This is a genomic window from Lelliottia sp. EB106-05-01-XG201 (genome assembly GCF_058791735.1).
In genome coordinates this window covers 279,804-296,105 of record NZ_JBYTDV010000001.1, presented here as the reverse complement: position 1 = coordinate 296,105, position 16,302 = coordinate 279,804, and the positions used below count along the sequence as shown (strand labels likewise).

General features: G+C 57.5%; 13 protein-coding genes. 3 read left to right on the top strand and 10 right to left on the bottom strand.

The genetic code is table 11. From position 1 onward, the window contains the following. Nucleotides 1–109 precede the first annotated feature (109 nt). The 5 genes from AC3WS9_RS01340 to pgi all read right to left on the bottom strand — a co-directional run bounded on the left by AC3WS9_RS01340 (nt 110) and on the right by pgi (nt 5,899). Entirely contained in the window at nt 110–2,206 is a 2,097-nt protein-coding gene (locus AC3WS9_RS01340) for a YjbH domain-containing protein (RefSeq protein WP_492486283.1), read from the bottom strand. After that, on the bottom strand, nt 2,206–2,943 hold the full coding sequence (locus AC3WS9_RS01335; RefSeq protein WP_492486281.1) for a capsule biosynthesis GfcC family protein: 738 nt from the start codon (nt 2,941–2,943) through the stop codon (nt 2,206–2,208). The genes AC3WS9_RS01340 and AC3WS9_RS01335 overlap by 1 nt, the downstream gene beginning before the upstream one ends. Next, on the bottom strand, nt 2,940–3,578 hold the full coding sequence (locus tag AC3WS9_RS01330) for a YjbF family lipoprotein (RefSeq protein WP_492486279.1): 639 nt from the start codon (nt 3,576–3,578) through the stop codon (nt 2,940–2,942). Before AC3WS9_RS01330 ends, AC3WS9_RS01335 begins: the two co-directional genes overlap by 4 nt. Before the next feature lie 62 nt (nt 3,579–3,640). Continuing rightward, a complete protein-coding gene (yjbE, locus tag AC3WS9_RS01325) occupies nt 3,641–3,883 on the bottom strand; it encodes an exopolysaccharide production protein YjbE (RefSeq protein WP_095280315.1) in 243 nt (80 codons plus the stop codon). A 366-nt stretch (nt 3,884–4,249) separates the two neighbouring features. Further along, the gene (pgi, locus tag AC3WS9_RS01320; protein WP_285155090.1) at nt 4,250–5,899 is read right to left on the bottom strand and encodes a glucose-6-phosphate isomerase; all 1,650 of its coding nucleotides are present in this window, start codon (nt 5,897–5,899) and stop codon (nt 4,250–4,252) included. A 372-nt stretch (nt 5,900–6,271) separates the two neighbouring features. Here pgi and lysC point away from each other — a divergent pair, with 372 nt between their 5' ends. The 3 genes from lysC to AC3WS9_RS01305 all read left to right on the top strand — a co-directional run bounded on the left by lysC (nt 6,272) and on the right by AC3WS9_RS01305 (nt 8,997). Further along, on the top strand, nt 6,272–7,621 hold the full coding sequence (gene lysC / locus AC3WS9_RS01315) for a lysine-sensitive aspartokinase 3 (protein ID WP_282494847.1): 1,350 nt from the start codon (nt 6,272–6,274) through the stop codon (nt 7,619–7,621). Nucleotides 7,622–7,716: 95 nt separating this feature from the next. Continuing rightward, the gene (panS, locus tag AC3WS9_RS01310) at nt 7,717–8,661 is read left to right on the top strand and encodes a ketopantoate/pantoate/pantothenate transporter PanS (RefSeq protein WP_282494848.1); all 945 of its coding nucleotides are present in this window, start codon (nt 7,717–7,719) and stop codon (nt 8,659–8,661) included. A 63-nt stretch (nt 8,662–8,724) separates the two neighbouring features. Further along, nucleotides 8,725–8,997 (top strand): YjbD family protein, encoded by a 273-nt coding sequence (locus AC3WS9_RS01305; RefSeq protein WP_282494849.1) that lies wholly within the window; start codon nt 8,725–8,727, stop codon nt 8,995–8,997. Nucleotide 8,998: 1 nt separating this feature from the next. On the opposite strand, the gene rluF is transcribed toward AC3WS9_RS01305, so the two are convergent. The 5 genes from rluF to metH form a co-directional block, all read right to left on the bottom strand. Continuing rightward, the gene (gene rluF / locus AC3WS9_RS01300) at nt 8,999–9,868 is read right to left on the bottom strand and encodes a 23S rRNA pseudouridine(2604) synthase RluF (RefSeq protein WP_282494850.1); all 870 of its coding nucleotides are present in this window, start codon (nt 9,866–9,868) and stop codon (nt 8,999–9,001) included. Nucleotides 9,869–9,919: 51 nt separating this feature from the next. Further along, nucleotides 9,920–10,258 (bottom strand): helix-turn-helix domain-containing protein, encoded by a 339-nt coding sequence (locus AC3WS9_RS01295; protein WP_282494851.1) that lies wholly within the window; start codon nt 10,256–10,258, stop codon nt 9,920–9,922. Continuing rightward, nucleotides 10,248–10,610 carry a type II toxin-antitoxin system RelE/ParE family toxin gene (locus tag AC3WS9_RS01290; RefSeq protein WP_282494852.1) on the bottom strand — a complete coding sequence of 121 codons (363 nt, stop codon included), beginning with the start codon at nt 10,608–10,610 and terminating at the stop codon, nt 10,248–10,250. Before AC3WS9_RS01290 ends, AC3WS9_RS01295 begins: the two co-directional genes overlap by 11 nt. A 143-nt stretch (nt 10,611–10,753) precedes the next feature. Next, nucleotides 10,754–12,385: a Na/Pi cotransporter family protein gene (locus AC3WS9_RS01285; RefSeq protein ID WP_492486273.1), complete on the bottom strand. Its 1,632-nt coding sequence runs from the start codon at nt 12,383–12,385 to the stop codon at nt 10,754–10,756. A gap of 199 nt (nt 12,386–12,584) precedes the next feature. Continuing rightward, nucleotides 12,585–16,268, bottom strand: coding sequence for a methionine synthase (gene metH / locus AC3WS9_RS01280; protein WP_492486271.1), 3,684 nt, complete (start codon nt 16,266–16,268; stop codon nt 12,585–12,587). Nucleotides 16,269–16,302 lie beyond the last annotated feature (34 nt).

Genomic DNA, 16,302 nt, shown 5'->3' with positions numbered 1-16,302 from the left:
GCGCTTCGCTTACCGGGCCTACATTCCCGTAGGCCGGATAAGCGCAGCGTCATCCGGCAAAACAGTGATCGTAGGCCGGATAAGCGCAGCGCCATCCGGCGAAACAGCCTTAACGGAAGTTAACCGACCGGTCGCTGGTCATGTCGTACAGTTGGAATTTACGTCCAAGCTGCTGCCCGCCGTCGCGCGTCAGCGGCGTCCAGCCGATCGCCGCGCGGCTGCGGGTCGGACCTGACGAGAAGAGATCCAGCGGAATCGAGACGTACACCCCTTTGGTGAAATCCCCTTCCCCGTACTCGTCCGGCGACACGTTGGTGATGGTCGCGTAGCCCCCCACCACCACGCCGCTGTCAAAGCGTTTAGCGATCTCCAGCGTACCGCCCTTATCGCCCGCCAGATACTGCCCGACGCTGGCTTTCACCAGCACGTCCTGGGCAAACGACGGCGTCCAGTAGGCGGTCAGATGGCCGGTTTTCACGCTGTAATCGGTGAACTTCATCATGTCCTGCGCGCTGCGCCAGTCACGCTGTTTCACATAGTTCGCATCCAGGCCGAACGCCCAGTTGCTGTCGACCGGACGATACAACACTTCCGCCCCCGCGCCGCCGTACATGGTTTCCAGATAGCCGCCGTAAACCTGGCCGTAGAAGCCATTGCCGAGGTACTGGAAATAGTTGGCCTGCAGGTTATTCACGTACACATCGTTTTGCACATATTCACGCACGCGGGTACGCACGCGCGGCAGCTTCGAATCGCTCGGCGGGTTGGTGTAGTTGAATTTGTCGTAGTTATTGGCGAGGTTGCCAAATACGCTGCCGGTGGTCAGAAGGTGATCCGTCATCCACAGATCCGCCGTTGCCATCACGCCCAGCTGATACATGTAGAAGTTTTCCGGGCCGCCGACGGACTGGTTCAGGATCGGATCGATATGGAAATCGAAGCGCGATTTGTCGATGTACCAGCCCTGCTCGGTCGTTTCCGGCACCACCGGTTCGATGCGTTTTTGCACCAGCTCCGTCTCGAGTCCCAGCGGTTCGCCTTCGAGATGACGCTTCAGGCTGGCGACATCCGTTTCCGTGGTCACCTGCGGCATATTTAGACGGTTTTCCGTCACGCGGATCGTGCGGATCCCATCCGGCAGATCGTTCATCACGATCCTATTCGCCCGTTCGATCCCTTCGTGGGAATCGCGGTATTTCACCTGTTCGCCCGTGACATACAGCGTGTCACCTTTGGTCTGGATCTTCGGATCGGCGAGGCCCGCGTTGTATTTCAGTAACGTCAGCTGATTCGCCACCACCGAGTGCTGCAGGATCGCATCCTGCGGCTGCGGTCGATACGCCGGGCGTGAATTGTCGTTATAAGACGGACGCATATCGTTAAAGTTGGTGCGCAGGGTGACACCAAACATAAAGGTGTTCCCGCGCTCGTAGCTGAGGTTAACGTCGGCCCAATCGGTGACGCGGTAAATGGCGCCGACGTTAAACTTGCTCTTCTGTTCGAGCTTACCCGCAAAATCTTGCGTGTAGTTGTTGCCTTCGTACTCCAGCTTCAGGCGCAGCGGTTGCCACGGCGTCTGGTATTCCACGCCGCCAAACAGCGAGGCCGGGCCGTGGAACATCTGGTCGCCGTTGACCGAACCGGCTTTTTGGTAGCTGTTATCGCGGTAGCAATATTTGTCGCTGTAGGAGCAGAACGGGTTTTTCACGTTGCCGCTGGTGCCGAGATAGCCCCAGCCCATCCCGAGGGAAAAGTCGAACGGCCCCCAGGCTTTATTGGCGACGATGTATTCCGCATCAAACAGGCCCGTCCCGCCGATATCGCGCGCCCCGACGGAGACCTGCGGCATCCAGTAGCTCTCTTCCCATAAGCGCAGTTTGACGTCGAAGGCTTTGTCTTTGTAGGTCTGATCGCCCGAAAACGCCTCAACGCTGCTGTACTGTTTGGTGCGCACATCGGTATAGCGCAGAGTGGTTTCGAGCCACGGGAAGAGCTGTACCGAGGCGGAGTAGTAGCGGTACTGATCGTTATCGCGATAGTTGAGGCTGATTTCCCCCTCGCGCGCCATGCGTGCCGTGGGGGTTTGCATCAGCCCGACGCCGCCGAAGTCTGACTGCGACGGACCGACGGGCGCGGGAAAAGTTTCGGCGTGGCAGGCGGCGCTGACGCAAAGCGCCAGCATGCTGTAGAGATAAGTTCTTTTCATTAATCCGGTATCCGATGCGTCAGGGAGTGAAGGATGTCGGAGTTCAGCCCGTCATACGCCTTCGTCCAGAAGTGATCGGCAAAGCCGACAAAAATCACGCTGCCCGGCATCGGCTCGATATGGCGTTTATTCCAGTACGCCACCGGGGCCTTTTGCGTGCGGCCATCGGGATAGACCACCCACGCATAGCTGCGATCGGCGCCGTCCAGCAGGCTTTGGTCGTCCAGGTAACTTGCCAAATCGCGCCCCGGCGTAAATGGCTTTTTGCCCGGACGGCTGACCAGCCCCATCACAGTAACGGTGGTCGGCTGCGGCGTGATCCACAGGCAGTACTCCCCTTGAAGCCGCGGATTGCCCTTCTCGGCCACGCGTACTTTGTCCGGGTCGAGATTCACCAGCTGACGTCCCGTGACCTGTATCGCCTGAAGCTGCTGGCGCACGGCGTTGATCGCCGCTGCCGTCTCGCCCGTTTCCTGCTCTGCCAGACCCGTCAACTGGGCCAGCAGCGCCTTGTGTTTCTGTTCGGCCACGACGCTTGCCTGACGCTCGCTAATCACTGCCCCCGGCCACCAGCTCTCCGCCAGACGCGGCTGCCCGACCAGATCGATCAGGTGTTCGGCGTTGGAGAGGGTTTTCGGCTCGTGACTCCCTGGGGTGTAGACCTTCACGGTCCCCGCCGACCAGGCAATCGGCGCTGTAAGCGTCAGAAGGAGTGCGGCTGAAGTGATAATTTTCATGGTTTCGCCGCCTTGATAAGGGTGGCTTTCACCGGGAAGAAGTTCGCGCCAAGGTATTGCAGGGACTGACGAATTTGCCCTTCGTCATCCACCCAAAAACGGTTATGCCAGCTTGCCTGGTCGGTCGTGACCTCTTCGTCGAGGATACGAACCTGAGTCTGGTCGCTGCCCACGGTGACGGTGTCGGTACCCTCCCAGCGGAAAACGGATCGCGCGGTGGCGTAGCGCACCTGCTTGTGCTCCGTCCAGCCCATGGTGCGCGTCCAGCTTGCGCCGTCGACGATTTGATTCGGTTTGATCAGCGGGTCTTGCGCGAGGTTGTTCACCTCCAGCAGGTTGTCGCCGCCGAGCAGGGTTTTCACGATACGCCCGTGCTGCGTCACGATGGTGGCCTGATCCTGCGTCACCCATTTCTGCTGCCCGTTTTCGGCGAAAGCGAGCACCACAAACAGCTGCGGACCCTCGTTTAACTGCATGTACTGGCTGGCGTAGGGCATATTCTGGATATCGTCATCCGTCAGATGCACGCCCGGCGTGCCGAACAGGCTGTCCCACAGTGAGTGTCCCAGCCCTTTGGTGGTGGCTGAGCACGCCTGCAACAGCAGGCAAAGCAGAATGATTGCAGGTCGCTTCACGACTCTTCTCCGAAGGGGTGAAATAACCACACCGAAGTGTGGTTATGGTAATACACCCGTGATTACTGAGTGCTTGTTGTCGTGGTGGTCGTGGTTCCGGTATTGGAGCCATCACCGCCACCGGTTGCCGCCAGAGCGACACCCACGGCCGAGCCTACGGTGCTGGTCGCGGTCGCGGTAGAACTCCCCGCAGACGCAGACGTCGCTGCCGAGCCTGCTGCTTCCCCGACCTGAACCGGAGCCGCATAGACAGACGTCGCCGCAAGCGCAGATATGGCAAAAATGCCATACAGTACTTTCTTCATAACAATTTCCCTTCAATGAATGAATGGAGATTTGCCCGAAAAGAAATTCAGGCGGATTCGAGTATACACAACTAAAGCAGACGGATTGCCGTGCGGGGAAATAGCGGGACGGTTTTAGGATAAATGGATGAAAGGAAATATCAGCGGAGGGAAAATATTAATCAAGACGTATAAATTCAACAAGTTATAATATAATAAAATATCAGCAAGGCTCCGTATTTTCCTAAAATAACCCTTAGTCATTAGCAGGATAATCGGCCTTTTCGGATTAACCTCAGAATAGAAATTTGCGCCAGGTAACGGACAACCGGAATTATCCGATAAAAAAATGCCGGCATTTCGCCGGCATTGTTCAGGGAATATTAATTATCCACGCCAGGATTTATAGCGATTAATCAGACCATTCGTTGAACTGTCATGGCTGTTAATAGCTTTGTCATCACCCAGCTCTGGCAGAATGCGGTTCGCCAGCTGTTTACCCAGCTCCACGCCCCACTGATCGAAGGTGAAGATATTCAGGATCGCGCCCTGAGTGAAGATTTTGTGCTCGTACAGGGCAATCAACGCACCCAGGCTGAACGGCGTGATTTCGCGCAGCAGGATGGAGTTGGTTGGGCGGTTGCCTTCGAAGACTTTGAACGGCACCACGTGGTCCAGCGTGGCCGGATCTTTACCCTGGTCACGATATTCCTGCTCAACCACGTCGCGGGCTTTACCAAACGCCAGGGCTTCGGTCTGCGCGAAGAAGTTAGACAGCAGCTTCTGGTGATGGTCGGACAGCGCGTTGTGAGTCTGCGCCGGCGCGATGAAATCACATGGGACCATTTTGGTGCCCTGGTGAATCAGCTGATAGAACGCGTGCTGACCGTTAGTGCCCGGCTCGCCCCAGATGATTGGCCCGGTCTGGTAATCCACGGCGTTGCCGTTACGGTCAACGTATTTGCCGTTGGATTCCATGTTGCCCTGCTGGAAGTAGGCCGCGAAACGGTGCATGTACTGGTCGTACGGCAGGATCGCTTCGGTTTCTGCGCCGAAGAAGTTGTTGTACCAGATACCGATCAGCGCCAGCAGCACCGGCAGGTTTTTCTCAGCCGGAGTGGTGGAGAAGTGCTTGTCCATCGCGTGCGCGCCGGAGAGCAGCTCAACGAAGTTGTCGTAACCTACGGACAGGATGATCGACAGACCAATCGCTGACCACAGGGAGTAACGACCGCCGACCCAGTCCCAGAACTCGAACATGTTCGCGGTGTCGATGCCGAACTCGCCCACGGCTTTGCCGTTAGTGGAGAGCGCCGCGAAGTGTTTGGCGACGTGTTGGTTATCGCCCGCCGTTGCCAGGAACCAGTCGCGCGCGCTGTGGGCGTTGGTCATGGTCTCTTGCGTGGTGAAGGTTTTAGAGGCGACCAGGAACAGGGTGGTTTCCGGGTTCACTTTTTTCAGCACTTCGGCGATGTGGGTGCCATCGACGTTAGAGACAAAGTGCATGTTCAGATGATTTTTGTACGGACGCAGCGCTTCGGTCACCATGAACGGGCCGAGGTCTGAGCCGCCGATACCGATGTTCACAACGTCGGTGATCGCTTTACCGGTGTAGCCTTTCCAGCTGCCGGAGATAATGGCTTCGGAGAAGGTTTTCATCTTCTCAAGCACCGCGTTCACTTCCGGCATCACATCTTTGCCGTCGACGATAATCGGAGTATTGCTACGGTTACGCAGCGCGACATGCAGGACAGCGCGGTCTTCGGTGCGGTTGATCTTCTCGCCGGAGAACATGGACTTGATGGCCCCTGCCAGATCGGTCTCTTTCGCCAGATCCTGCAGTTTTGCCAGCGTCTCTTCGGTGATGCGGTTTTTGGAGAAGTCCACCAGCATCTGATCGTCGAAGGTGGCGGAGAATTTGCTGAAACGGTCGCCGTCTTTCGCGAACAGGTCCGCGATGGTGACGTCTTTCATTTCGTCGAAGTGTTTTTGTAGTGCCTGCCAGGCAGAAGTCTGCGTTGGATTGATGTTTTTCATTAGCAATACTCTTGTGATTTGAGAATTGTGACTGCGGTCGATTGTAGCGCCTGCGCGCAGAAATTGTGATGGTTTTTATGCCATTGCCCTGGTCTGCATCAAACGGGCGTGAAAAGTCCCAAAAGTATAGTCGCTACAGCCAGCCCTATCGCGGTGGAATGTCCTTCAGATCGCCGTAAAACGAGGGATAAAATAATGGCTTGTTATTAGTCCTGTTACTGAGGGGTACCCCCCCATGAAAAATCCGCATAATCCCAGCGTTGACAGGACTCCCCCCGCATTTTATTTATAGGGCGGTATTTGCGCCTGCACCTGTCATCGTTTCGTTCTTGTGCCAAGGTCGCTTTATTCTTTCCCTGACACGAGGATGTTATGACGAGTTTTGTTGTCGCCAAATTTGGCGGTACCAGTGTGGCCGATTACGACGCCATGAACCGCAGCGCCGACGTGGTGCTGGCCGATCCGACAACCCGCCTGGTGGTGCTTTCTGCCTCGGCTGGCGTGACCAATCTGCTGGTGGCCCTGTCAGAAGGACTGGAAGCGACCGAGCGCTTTGTGAAGCTCGACGCGCTGCGCAAAATTCAGTTCGATATCCTCGAGCGGATGAAGAACCCTCAGGTGATTCGCGAGGAAGTTGAACGCCTGCTGGAAAATATCACCACCCTGGCGGAAGCCGCGTCTCTGGCGACGTCCACCGCGCTGACCGACGAACTGGTGAGCCACGGCGAGCTGATGTCCACCCTGCTGTTTGTTGAGATCCTGCGTGAGCGCGACGTGCTGGCGCAGTGGTTTGACGTGCGTAAAATCATGCGCACCAGCGACCGCTTTGGCCGCGCCGAACCGGACGTGGCGACCCTTTCCGAGCTGTCGAAACAACAGCTTGCCCCGCGCCTGGCCGAAGGGATTGTCATCACCCAGGGCTTTATCGGTAGCGAAGCCAAAGGCCGCACCACCACCCTCGGCCGGGGCGGCAGCGACTACACCGCGGCCCTGCTGGGCGAAGCGCTGTATGCCACCCGTGTGGATATCTGGACCGACGTCCCTGGCATCTACACTACCGATCCGCGCGTAGTGCCTGCCGCAAAACGCATTGATGTGATTGCCTTTGAAGAGGCTGCCGAAATGGCGACCTTCGGCGCGAAAGTGCTGCATCCGGCGACTCTGCTCCCTGCGGTTCGCAGCGATATTCCGGTCTTTGTCGGCTCGAGCAAAGATCCTAAAGCAGGCGGGACGCTGGTGTGCAAAAGCACCGAAAATCCACCGCTGTTCCGCGCTCTGGCCCTGCGTCGTAAGCAAACGCTGGTCACCCTGCACAGCCTGAACATGCTGCACTCCCGCGGTTTCCTCGCGGAAGTGTTCGGGATTCTGGCGCGCCACAATATCTCGGTGGATCTGATTACCACCTCTGAAGTGAGCATTGCGCTGACGCTGGACACCACCGGCTCGACGTCGACGGGCGATACCCTGCTGACGCAATCCCTGCTGATGGAGCTGTCTGCCCTGTGCCGCGTTGAAGTCGAAGAGAACCTGGCCCTGGTGGCGATTATCGGCAACCAGCTGTCACGCGCCTGCGGCGTGGGCAAAGAGGTCTTTGGCGTGCTGGATCCGTTCAACATCCGCATGATTTGCTACGGCGCCTCCAGCTACAACCTCTGTTTCCTGGTCCCGGGACACGAAGCCGAGCAGGTCGTGCAGAAACTTCACCATAATTTGTTTGAATAAAATTCCTTAGCACGATAAACAATACCAATAGCCGGGCTCGAACCCGGCTTTTTTATAACTAAATAACACAACGACAATACTGCAAGGAATTCACTATGTTATCCGCAATCACGCGGCTGTTCCCGCTCTGGGCGCTGCTGCTCTCTGTTCTCGCCTATTACACGCCATCGACCTTTACCCCCGTCGGCCCGTGGGTCACGACGCTGCTGATGCTGATCATGCTCGGCATGGGCGTGCATCTGAAAATCGACGATTTTAAGCGCGTGCTTTCGCGCCCGGCGCCGGTCGCGGCGGGGATTTTCCTGCACTATCTGGTGATGCCGCTCGCCGCCTGGCTGCTGGCGATGGCCTTCAAAATGCCGCCGGATTTATCTGCCGGAATGGTGCTGGTGGGCAGCGTCGCCAGCGGGACGGCGTCGAATGTGATGATCTATCTGGCGAAGGGCGACGTGGCGCTGTCGGTGACCATCTCGTCGGTCTCAACGCTGGTGGGGGTGATTGCCACGCCGCTGCTGACGCGTCTGTACGTGGATGCGCATATTCAGGTGGATGTGATGGGCATGCTGCTGTCGATCCTGCAAATCGTGGTGATTCCAATTGCGCTCGGTCTGGTCATTCATCACCTGTTCCCGCGCGTCGTGAAAGCCGTGGAACCCTACCTGCCCGCGTTTTCAATGGTCTGCATCCTGGCGATCATCAGCGCCGTGGTTGCCGGGTCGGCATCGCATATTGCGTCGGTCGGTTTTGTGGTGATCATCGCGGTGATTCTGCATAACACCATCGGGCTGCTGGGCGGTTACTGGGGCGGGAAGCTGTTTGGCTTTGATGAATCGACCTGTCGTACGCTGGCGATCGAAGTGGGGATGCAGAACTCCGGCCTCGCGGCGGCGCTCGGCAAAATCTACTTCTCTCCGCTCGCGGCGCTGCCTGGCGCACTGTTCTCGGTCTGGCATAACCTGTCTGGCTCGCTGCTGGCGGGCTACTGGTCAGGAAAACCGATTGAAGCGCAGCCGAAAAAAGAAGTGGTGAAAGAAAACTAATTCACTTCGCGCAAACCGCGGCTTGCTTTACACTGAAGCCTCTACTCTCAAGAGGCTTCAGGTATGTCCACACCGAGATTGACCCAGAAAGACATGACGGAAAGCGAGCAGCGCGAGCTGAAAACCCTGCTCGATCGCGCACGGATTGCACATGGTCGTACTCTGACAAACGCTGAAACCAATCAGGTGAAAAAAGAGTACATCGACAAGCTGATGGCCGAGCGTGAAGTCGAAGCGAAGAAAGCCCGCAAACTCAAAAAAGCGCAGGCTTATAAACCAGATAAGGAATCCACGTTCTCGTGGACTGCCAATACTTCACCCCGTGGAAGGCGCTAATTTAGCGCCCTTTCTTTTTACGGCCTGGCTGTACGAAGCGTTTTCCGGCAGGTTTGTTGCGCTCTTTTTCTGCAGATTTCGGCGCGCTGACCACAGGCCGTTTTATCCCCTGGGTTTTCGGTTTCGCTTTGGCTTTCGGCTTGGCCTCAGAAGATGACCCTTCAATCAGCTTAAACAGCTCAATCAGTTCATCCCCGGTCAGATCGCGCCACTCACCCTGCGGAATACCGGCGACGCTGACGTTCATGATGCGCGTACGCTCAAGCTTCGTGACCTCAAAACCAAAATGCTCGCACATACGGCGGATTTGACGGTTTAAGCCCTGCACCAGGGTAATGCGGAACGTGAACGGCGCCTCTTTTTTGACTTTGCACTTCTTAGTGACGGTCCCGAGAATCGGCACGCCCGCGCCCATCCCGCGAATGAAATCATCCGTCACCGGCTTGTTGACCGTGACCAGATACTCTTTCTCATGATCGTTACCGGCACGCAGGATTTTGTTCACCAGATCGCCATGGTTGGTGAGGAAAATCAGCCCCTGCGAATCTTTGTCCAGACGCCCAATCGGGAAGATGCGGCTGCTGTGGTTGACGAAATCAACGATGTTATCCCGCTCGCCATCTTCCGTGGTGCTGACAATCCCCACCGGTTTGTTCAACGCGATAAACACCAGATCTTCCTCGTCCCGGGGTTCAATCAGCTGGCCATTCACTTTCACCACGTCGCCGGGCACCACCTGATCGCCAATGGTGGCGCGTTTGCCATTGAGGAAGACGTTGCCTTGCTCGATGTAACGGTCAGCCTCGCGACGGGAGCAGATTCCGCTCTCGCTAATGTATTTGTTTAATCGGGTTGATTGGGTGGGCAGCATAATTTCTCCTTAATGGGCGAAATATACCTTAGGTTTGGGCTGGTAAAAAGATTAGCCGACGGTAACTGAGACAGGTTTTCCCAGTTTGCTCAGCATCATCACAAGCGTGTCGAGGGTAAACTTGCTGGTTTTGAGATTCACCACATCGGATACACGCGGGCGAGAGACGTTAAGTCTCGCCGCTGCATCTGCCTGCCGCATTTTATTATCTGAAATCCAGCTGGAGATCTCTTGCATCAGTTGGCGCTTGATCAGCAAAAGCTGTTCGACCTCCTTTTCGGCATCCTGCTGCAGGCATTTCGCTTCACTTTCCTCAAACCCCAGATCGGCAAAAATGTTGGCATCCGCTCCAGTGACATGACGAATATTGCAATCAACGTTATTCTTCATTTCGATTCCTCATTTCATCGAGCGCCGCCTGAAAACGGGCTTTTGCAATTCGTATATCCTGTCCGGAAGTTCGCTGCGTTTTTTTCACAAAGCAATGCAGCACGTACACAGCATCGTCAAAACGGGCCAGATAAATGATCCGCCAGGCACCCGTCGCTCCATGAAGCCTGATCTCAGCGACGCCTCTGCCTATCTCTGACATCGGTTTCCAGTCAGCAGCCTCCAGGCCCGCCTGTAACCGATGCAGCTGATACCCGGCGTCTTTACGGATTTCCTCCGGGAAACCGAGCAAATCATCAAGCGCGCTTCCCATCCATGCGACAGGACGCATCGTTGGTTTTTCTAATAACATAACACATCCCTGTATAAAATTTTATACATCACTAATGACAAAACGTTGCAGCGCAGATTTACCAATCACCTGCGTTGCAACGTTAAATGTGAAGTGGGATTGCGTCACGCCCGACAGCAGGAAACTGCGAGGCGCTTTCAGAACTAATACTCATCCCTCTCATCATCTTCATCCGGCTGTTCCATCACGCTGTAGGCCACCGAGCAGAACAGGGAGTTGAGACGCTTCATATCGCCGAGCAGCCCCAGGTGCAGGGAGCTGGTTTCGATACTTTGCACGTTCTGCTGATGCAGACGATCAACGTGGGCGTGAGAGTAACGGCGGTTGAGAATGCGGAAACGGTGCTTGTTGCGGCGCAGACGGCGGGCGCTCGGCACGTCGCCAGAGAAGAAGACCGACATCGCCAGCTGCAGGTTGCTGAGAAGCTGATCGTGCAACGCATCCAGCTCAGTCACCCCCTCAAGGGAGAATGCCCGACGGGCGGCAAGGGATTTATCGGCGATTTCACTCCCCATACGCTCGACGATATCGGAGGCCTGCTCCAGGTTGAGGGACATCTCGATAATCTCTGCCCAGCGGCGAGACTCCTCTTCCGCCAGCTCATCCTGCGGCATGCGCGCCAGGTAGAGTTTGATGGCGGTGTAGAGCACGTTGATATCGTCGGCCAGTTTGCGCAGCTCTTTCTCTTCGCGCGGCTCGCCGTGCATCACCTTCTTCAGGCCATCCAGCATGGTCTCCATCGCGTCGCCCATTCGCAGGGTTTCGCGGGCGGCATTGGCCAGTGCCAGCGCCGGGGTATCCAGCGCCGAGGTGTCGAGATGCTTCGGTTTCAGACGGGCGTCCAGTTCGGGTTTATCGCGGATCATCCGCTTACAGAACCGCGCCATCGGCCCGGCAAACGGCACCATCGCCAGGCAGCGCACCAGGTTGTAGAAGACATGGAAATAGATCACCAGCTCGGCTTTCGGCAGCGGCAGGTTATCCATCAGATTCGCCAGAGGATGGACAAACGGCAGGATGATCAGGCTGCCCACCAGCTTGAAGAGCAAACTCCCGAGCGCCACGCGGCGGGCGGCGGCATTCGCGCCGCTGTTGTTGAGCATCGCCAGCAGGCCAGAGCCGAGGTTCGCGCCGATCACCAGGCACAGCGCGACCGGGAAGGAGATCGCCCCGGCGGTGGTCAGCGTCGCGGTGAGCAGCACTGCCGCCAGGCTGGAGTAACTGATGATGGCAAACACCGCGCCGATCAGCGCATCGAGCATGATGTCGCCCGTGAGCGAGGCGAAAATCACCTGCACGCCGTTGGCCTGAGTGATCGGCGTGACCGCCTGGACTATCAGCTCCAGCGCCAGCAGGATCAGCCCGAGGCCAATCCCGACGCGGCCCAGTTGCCCTTCGCGGGTCTGCTTGCGGCCGAGGAAGAAGATCACGCCGATGAAAATCAGCAGCGGCGAGAGCCAGGAGAGATCGAAGGTCAGGATTCGCGCCATCAGCGCGGTCCCGACGTCTGCGCCGAGCACAATCACCAGCGCCGGAGTGAGCGCCACCAGGTCCTGCGCCACGAACGAGGTGACGAGCATGGTGGTGGCGTTACTGCTTTGCACGAGGGCGGTGACGCCGATCCCCGCGCAGAAGGCGAGCGGCTTCTTCTCAACGCTGCGGCTGAGGACGGTGCGTAAGCGTGCGCCAAAGACGCGCATCACGCCGGTACGGACAATGTGCGTGCCCCAGACCAGCAGGGCGACGGCCGATAGCAGGTGTAACAATGTCAGCACGGAAGTGGGTTCTCCTTATTGTTGTCGGTTATCCTTTGGCTTCTTTGCCGGGCGGCACTGCGTTTGCCCGGCCTACGGTCTTTTGTAGGCCCGGTAAGCGAAGCGCCACCGGGCTGAGTTTTTTAAGTATAAGAGTTATTGCGACAGAAAGAGACAGGGCGCCCGTTGAGCGCCCTGTTAGTTGTAAGGAAAAGTGAAATTAATCCGCGTCGTAGCCCAGATTCGGAGCCAGCCAGCGTTCCACTTCGGAGACGCTCATCCCCTTACGCAGCGCATAGTCTTCCACCTGATCGCGCTGGATTTGCGCCACGGCGTAATATTTGCTGTCAGGATGGCTGAAATACCAGCCCGAAACGGACGCGCCCGGCCACATGGCGTAGGATTCCGTCAGTTTCATCCCGGTGTGGGTTTCCACATCTAAAAGCTGCCAGATGGTGCCCTTTTCCGTGTGTTCCGGGCAAGCCGGATAGCCTGGTGCCGGACGGATGCCCTGATAGTTTTCGCGGATCAGCTCCTCGTTGCTGAGGTTCTCATTCGCCGCGTAACCCCAGTGAACTTTACGCACCCGCTCATGCAGGTATTCCGCGAAGGCTTCCGCCAGACGATCGGCGAGAGCTTTCAGCATGATTTTGTTGTAATCATCGTGCTGCGCTTCATACGCGTCAGCGAGCGCATCCTCTTCCAGCCCACCGGTCACGGCGAACGCGCCGATGTAGTCCGCTTTGCCGCTGAGTTTTGGCGCGACGAAATCGGCCAGGCAGTAGTTGGCAAAACCGACTTTCTCGGTCTGCTGGCGCAGATGACGGCTCACCGCCAGCACGTTGGTGCGGGTTTCATCGCGATAAATTTCGATGTCATCCCCGACGCGGTTCGCCGGGAACAGGCCGACAACGCCGCGCGGATTGAGGCTCTTCTCGGCACTCATCTGGTCGAGCAAATCGTTGGCATCTTTGAACAGGCGCTGCGCCTCTTCGCCGACCACTTCATCCTCAAGAATGCGCGGATATTTCCCCGCCAGCGACCAGGTCATAAAGAACGGCGTCCAGTCGATGTAATTACGCAGGGTTTCGATGTTTGCGGTCACCTCCTGCACGCCCAGACGGTGCGCCACCGGCGGCGTGTAGCTCGCCCAGTCGAAGGCCAGATCGTTTTCGCGCGCCGCAGCCAGTGTCACCGGCGGTGTGCGCGGTTTTTTGCGGGCGTGCTGGATGCGAACGGTGTCGTACTCTTTGCGGGTTCTGGCGACAAAATCGTCGCGCTGCGTCGCAGAAAGCAGGGCTGACACCACGCCCACGGTACGTGACGCGTTCTGCACGTAGACCGTCGGCCCGCTGTAGTTTTGCTCGATTTTTACCGCTGTATGCGCTTTCGAGGTCGTCGCGCCGCCAATCAGCAGCGGAATGGTAAAGCCCTGGCGCTCCATCTCTTTCGCCACGTTGACCATTTCGTCCAGCGACGGGGTGATCAGCCCGGAGAGGCCGATCAGATCCGCGTTCACTTCGCGCGCGGTTTTGAGAATTTTGTCCGCCGGAACCATCACGCCCAAATCGATGATTTCGTAGTTATTGCACTGCAGCACCACGCCGACGATATTTTTGCCGATGTCGTGCACGTCGCCTTTGACGGTCGCGATCACCATCTTGCCGTTGGTCTGGCCTTTCTCTTTGCTGGCCTCAATGTACGGCTCGAGATAGGCCACCGCCTGCTTCATCACGCGCGCGGATTTCACCACCTGCGGCAGGAACATTTTGCCCTCGCCGAACAGGTCGCCGACCACGTTCATGCCGTCCATCAGCGGGCCTTCGATCACCTCAATCGGCCGCGTCGAGAGCTGGCGAGCCTCTTCCGTATCCAGCTCGATAAACTCGGTGATGCCTTTGACCAGCGAGTATTCCAGACGCTTTTTCACATCCCAGGCGCGCCATTCGGCCTGCTGAACTTTTACGCTTTCATCGCTTTTACTGCCGCGATATTTCTCCGCCAGATCCAGCATGCGTTCGGTCGAGTCGTCGCGGCGGTTGAGGATCACGTCTTCCACGGCGTCGCGCAGTTCGGCGGGCAGGTCGTCGTAAATCGCCAGCTGTCCGGCGTTGACGATCCCCATGTCCATGCCGTTGCGGATGGCGTAGTAAAGGAACACGGCGTGGATCGCTTCACGCACCGGGTCGTTACCGCGGAACGAGAACGAAACGTTGGAGACGCCGCCGGAAATCAAGGCGTGCGGCAGTTCGCGTTTGATGTCTTCGCACGCGCCGATAAAGTCCTGCGCGTAGTTGTTGTGCTCTTCGATCCCGGTCGCGACGGCGAAGATATTGGGGTCGAAAATGATGTCTTCTGGCGGGAAACCGACCTCTTCGGTCAGGATCATGTACGCCCGACGGCAAATCTCGATTTTGCGTTCGCGGGTGTCGGCCTGGCCGACTTCGTCGAATGCCATCACCACCACGGCGGCGCCATAACGGCGCACCAGTTTGGCGTGGTGGATGAACGGCTCGATACCCTCTTTCATTGAGATCGAGTTGACGATGCCTTTGCCCTGAATGCACTTCAGCCCTTTTTCGATGACCTCCCATTTGGAGGAGTCGATCATGATCGGCACGCGGGCGATATCCGGCTCACCGGCAATGAGATTCAGGAACCGCACCATCGCCGCTTCGGCGTCGAGCATCCCTTCATCCATGTTGATGTCGATGATCTGCGCGCCGCTTTCCACCTGCTGGCGGGCGACGTCCAGCGCTTCGCTGTATTTCTCTTCTTTGATCAGGCGCTTGAACTTAGCGGAACCGGTGACGTTGGTACGTTCACCGACGTTCACAAACAGGCTGTCATCGGCAATGGTCAGGGGCTCAAGACCGGCCAGACGGCAGGCGACGGGAAGTTTGGGTAACTGGCGCGGCGGTAAGCCTTCCACCGCGTTGCTCATGGCGGCGATGTGTTCCGGCGTGGTACCGCAGCAGCCGCCGACGATGTTCAGAAAGCCCGACTCGGCCCACTCGCGGATTTGCGCGGCCATGGTCGTCGCATCGAGATCGTATTCGCCAAAGGCGTTCGGCAAACCGGCGTTCGGGTGTGCGGTAACATAGCACTCGGCGATGCGCGAAAGTTCCTGCACATACTGGCGCAGTTCATCCGGGCCGAGGGCGCAGTTCAGACCGAAGGTGAGCGCATCGGCGTGACGCAGGGAGTTGTAAAAGGCTTCCGTCGTCTGGCCCGAAAGGGTACGTCCGGAGGCATCCGTGATGGTGCCGGAGATCATGATCGGCAAGTCGACGCCCAGCGCTTCCATCTCTTCCTTCACCGCGAAGATCGCGGCCTTGGCGTTGAGGGTGTCGAATACCGTCTCGATCATGATCAGATCGGAACCGCCTTCCACCAGCGCTTTGGTCGATTCACGATAGGCAGCCACCAGTTGGTCGAAGGTGACGTTGCGGTAGGCTGGGTCGTTGACGTCAGGTGAAATCGAGGCGGTACGGTTAGTCGGGCCAAGCACTCCGGCCACGTAGCGCGGTTTTTCCGGCGTGCGGGCGGTCCAGGCATCGGCGCAGGCGCGCGCCAGTCGGGCGGCCTCGAAGTTGATTTCCGCCGACAGGGATTCCATCTGGTAATCCGCCATGGCGATGGTTGTCGAGTTGAAGGTATTGGTTTCAACGATATCCGCGCCCGCCTCGAAATAGGCGTTATGAATCGCCGCGATGACATCCGGTTTACTCAGCACCAACAGGTCATTGTTGCCTTTAAGGTCACAGGGCCAGTCGGCGAAACGCTCGCCGCGGAAATCGTCTTCACTGAGACGATAGCTCTGGATCATGGTGCCCATGCCGCCGTCCAGCACCAGAATTCGTTCATTTAACTGCGCACGCAGTTGATCTACTTTGCTGCTCACACTCGCTCCCGACAACGCTCAACAAGGCCAAAAG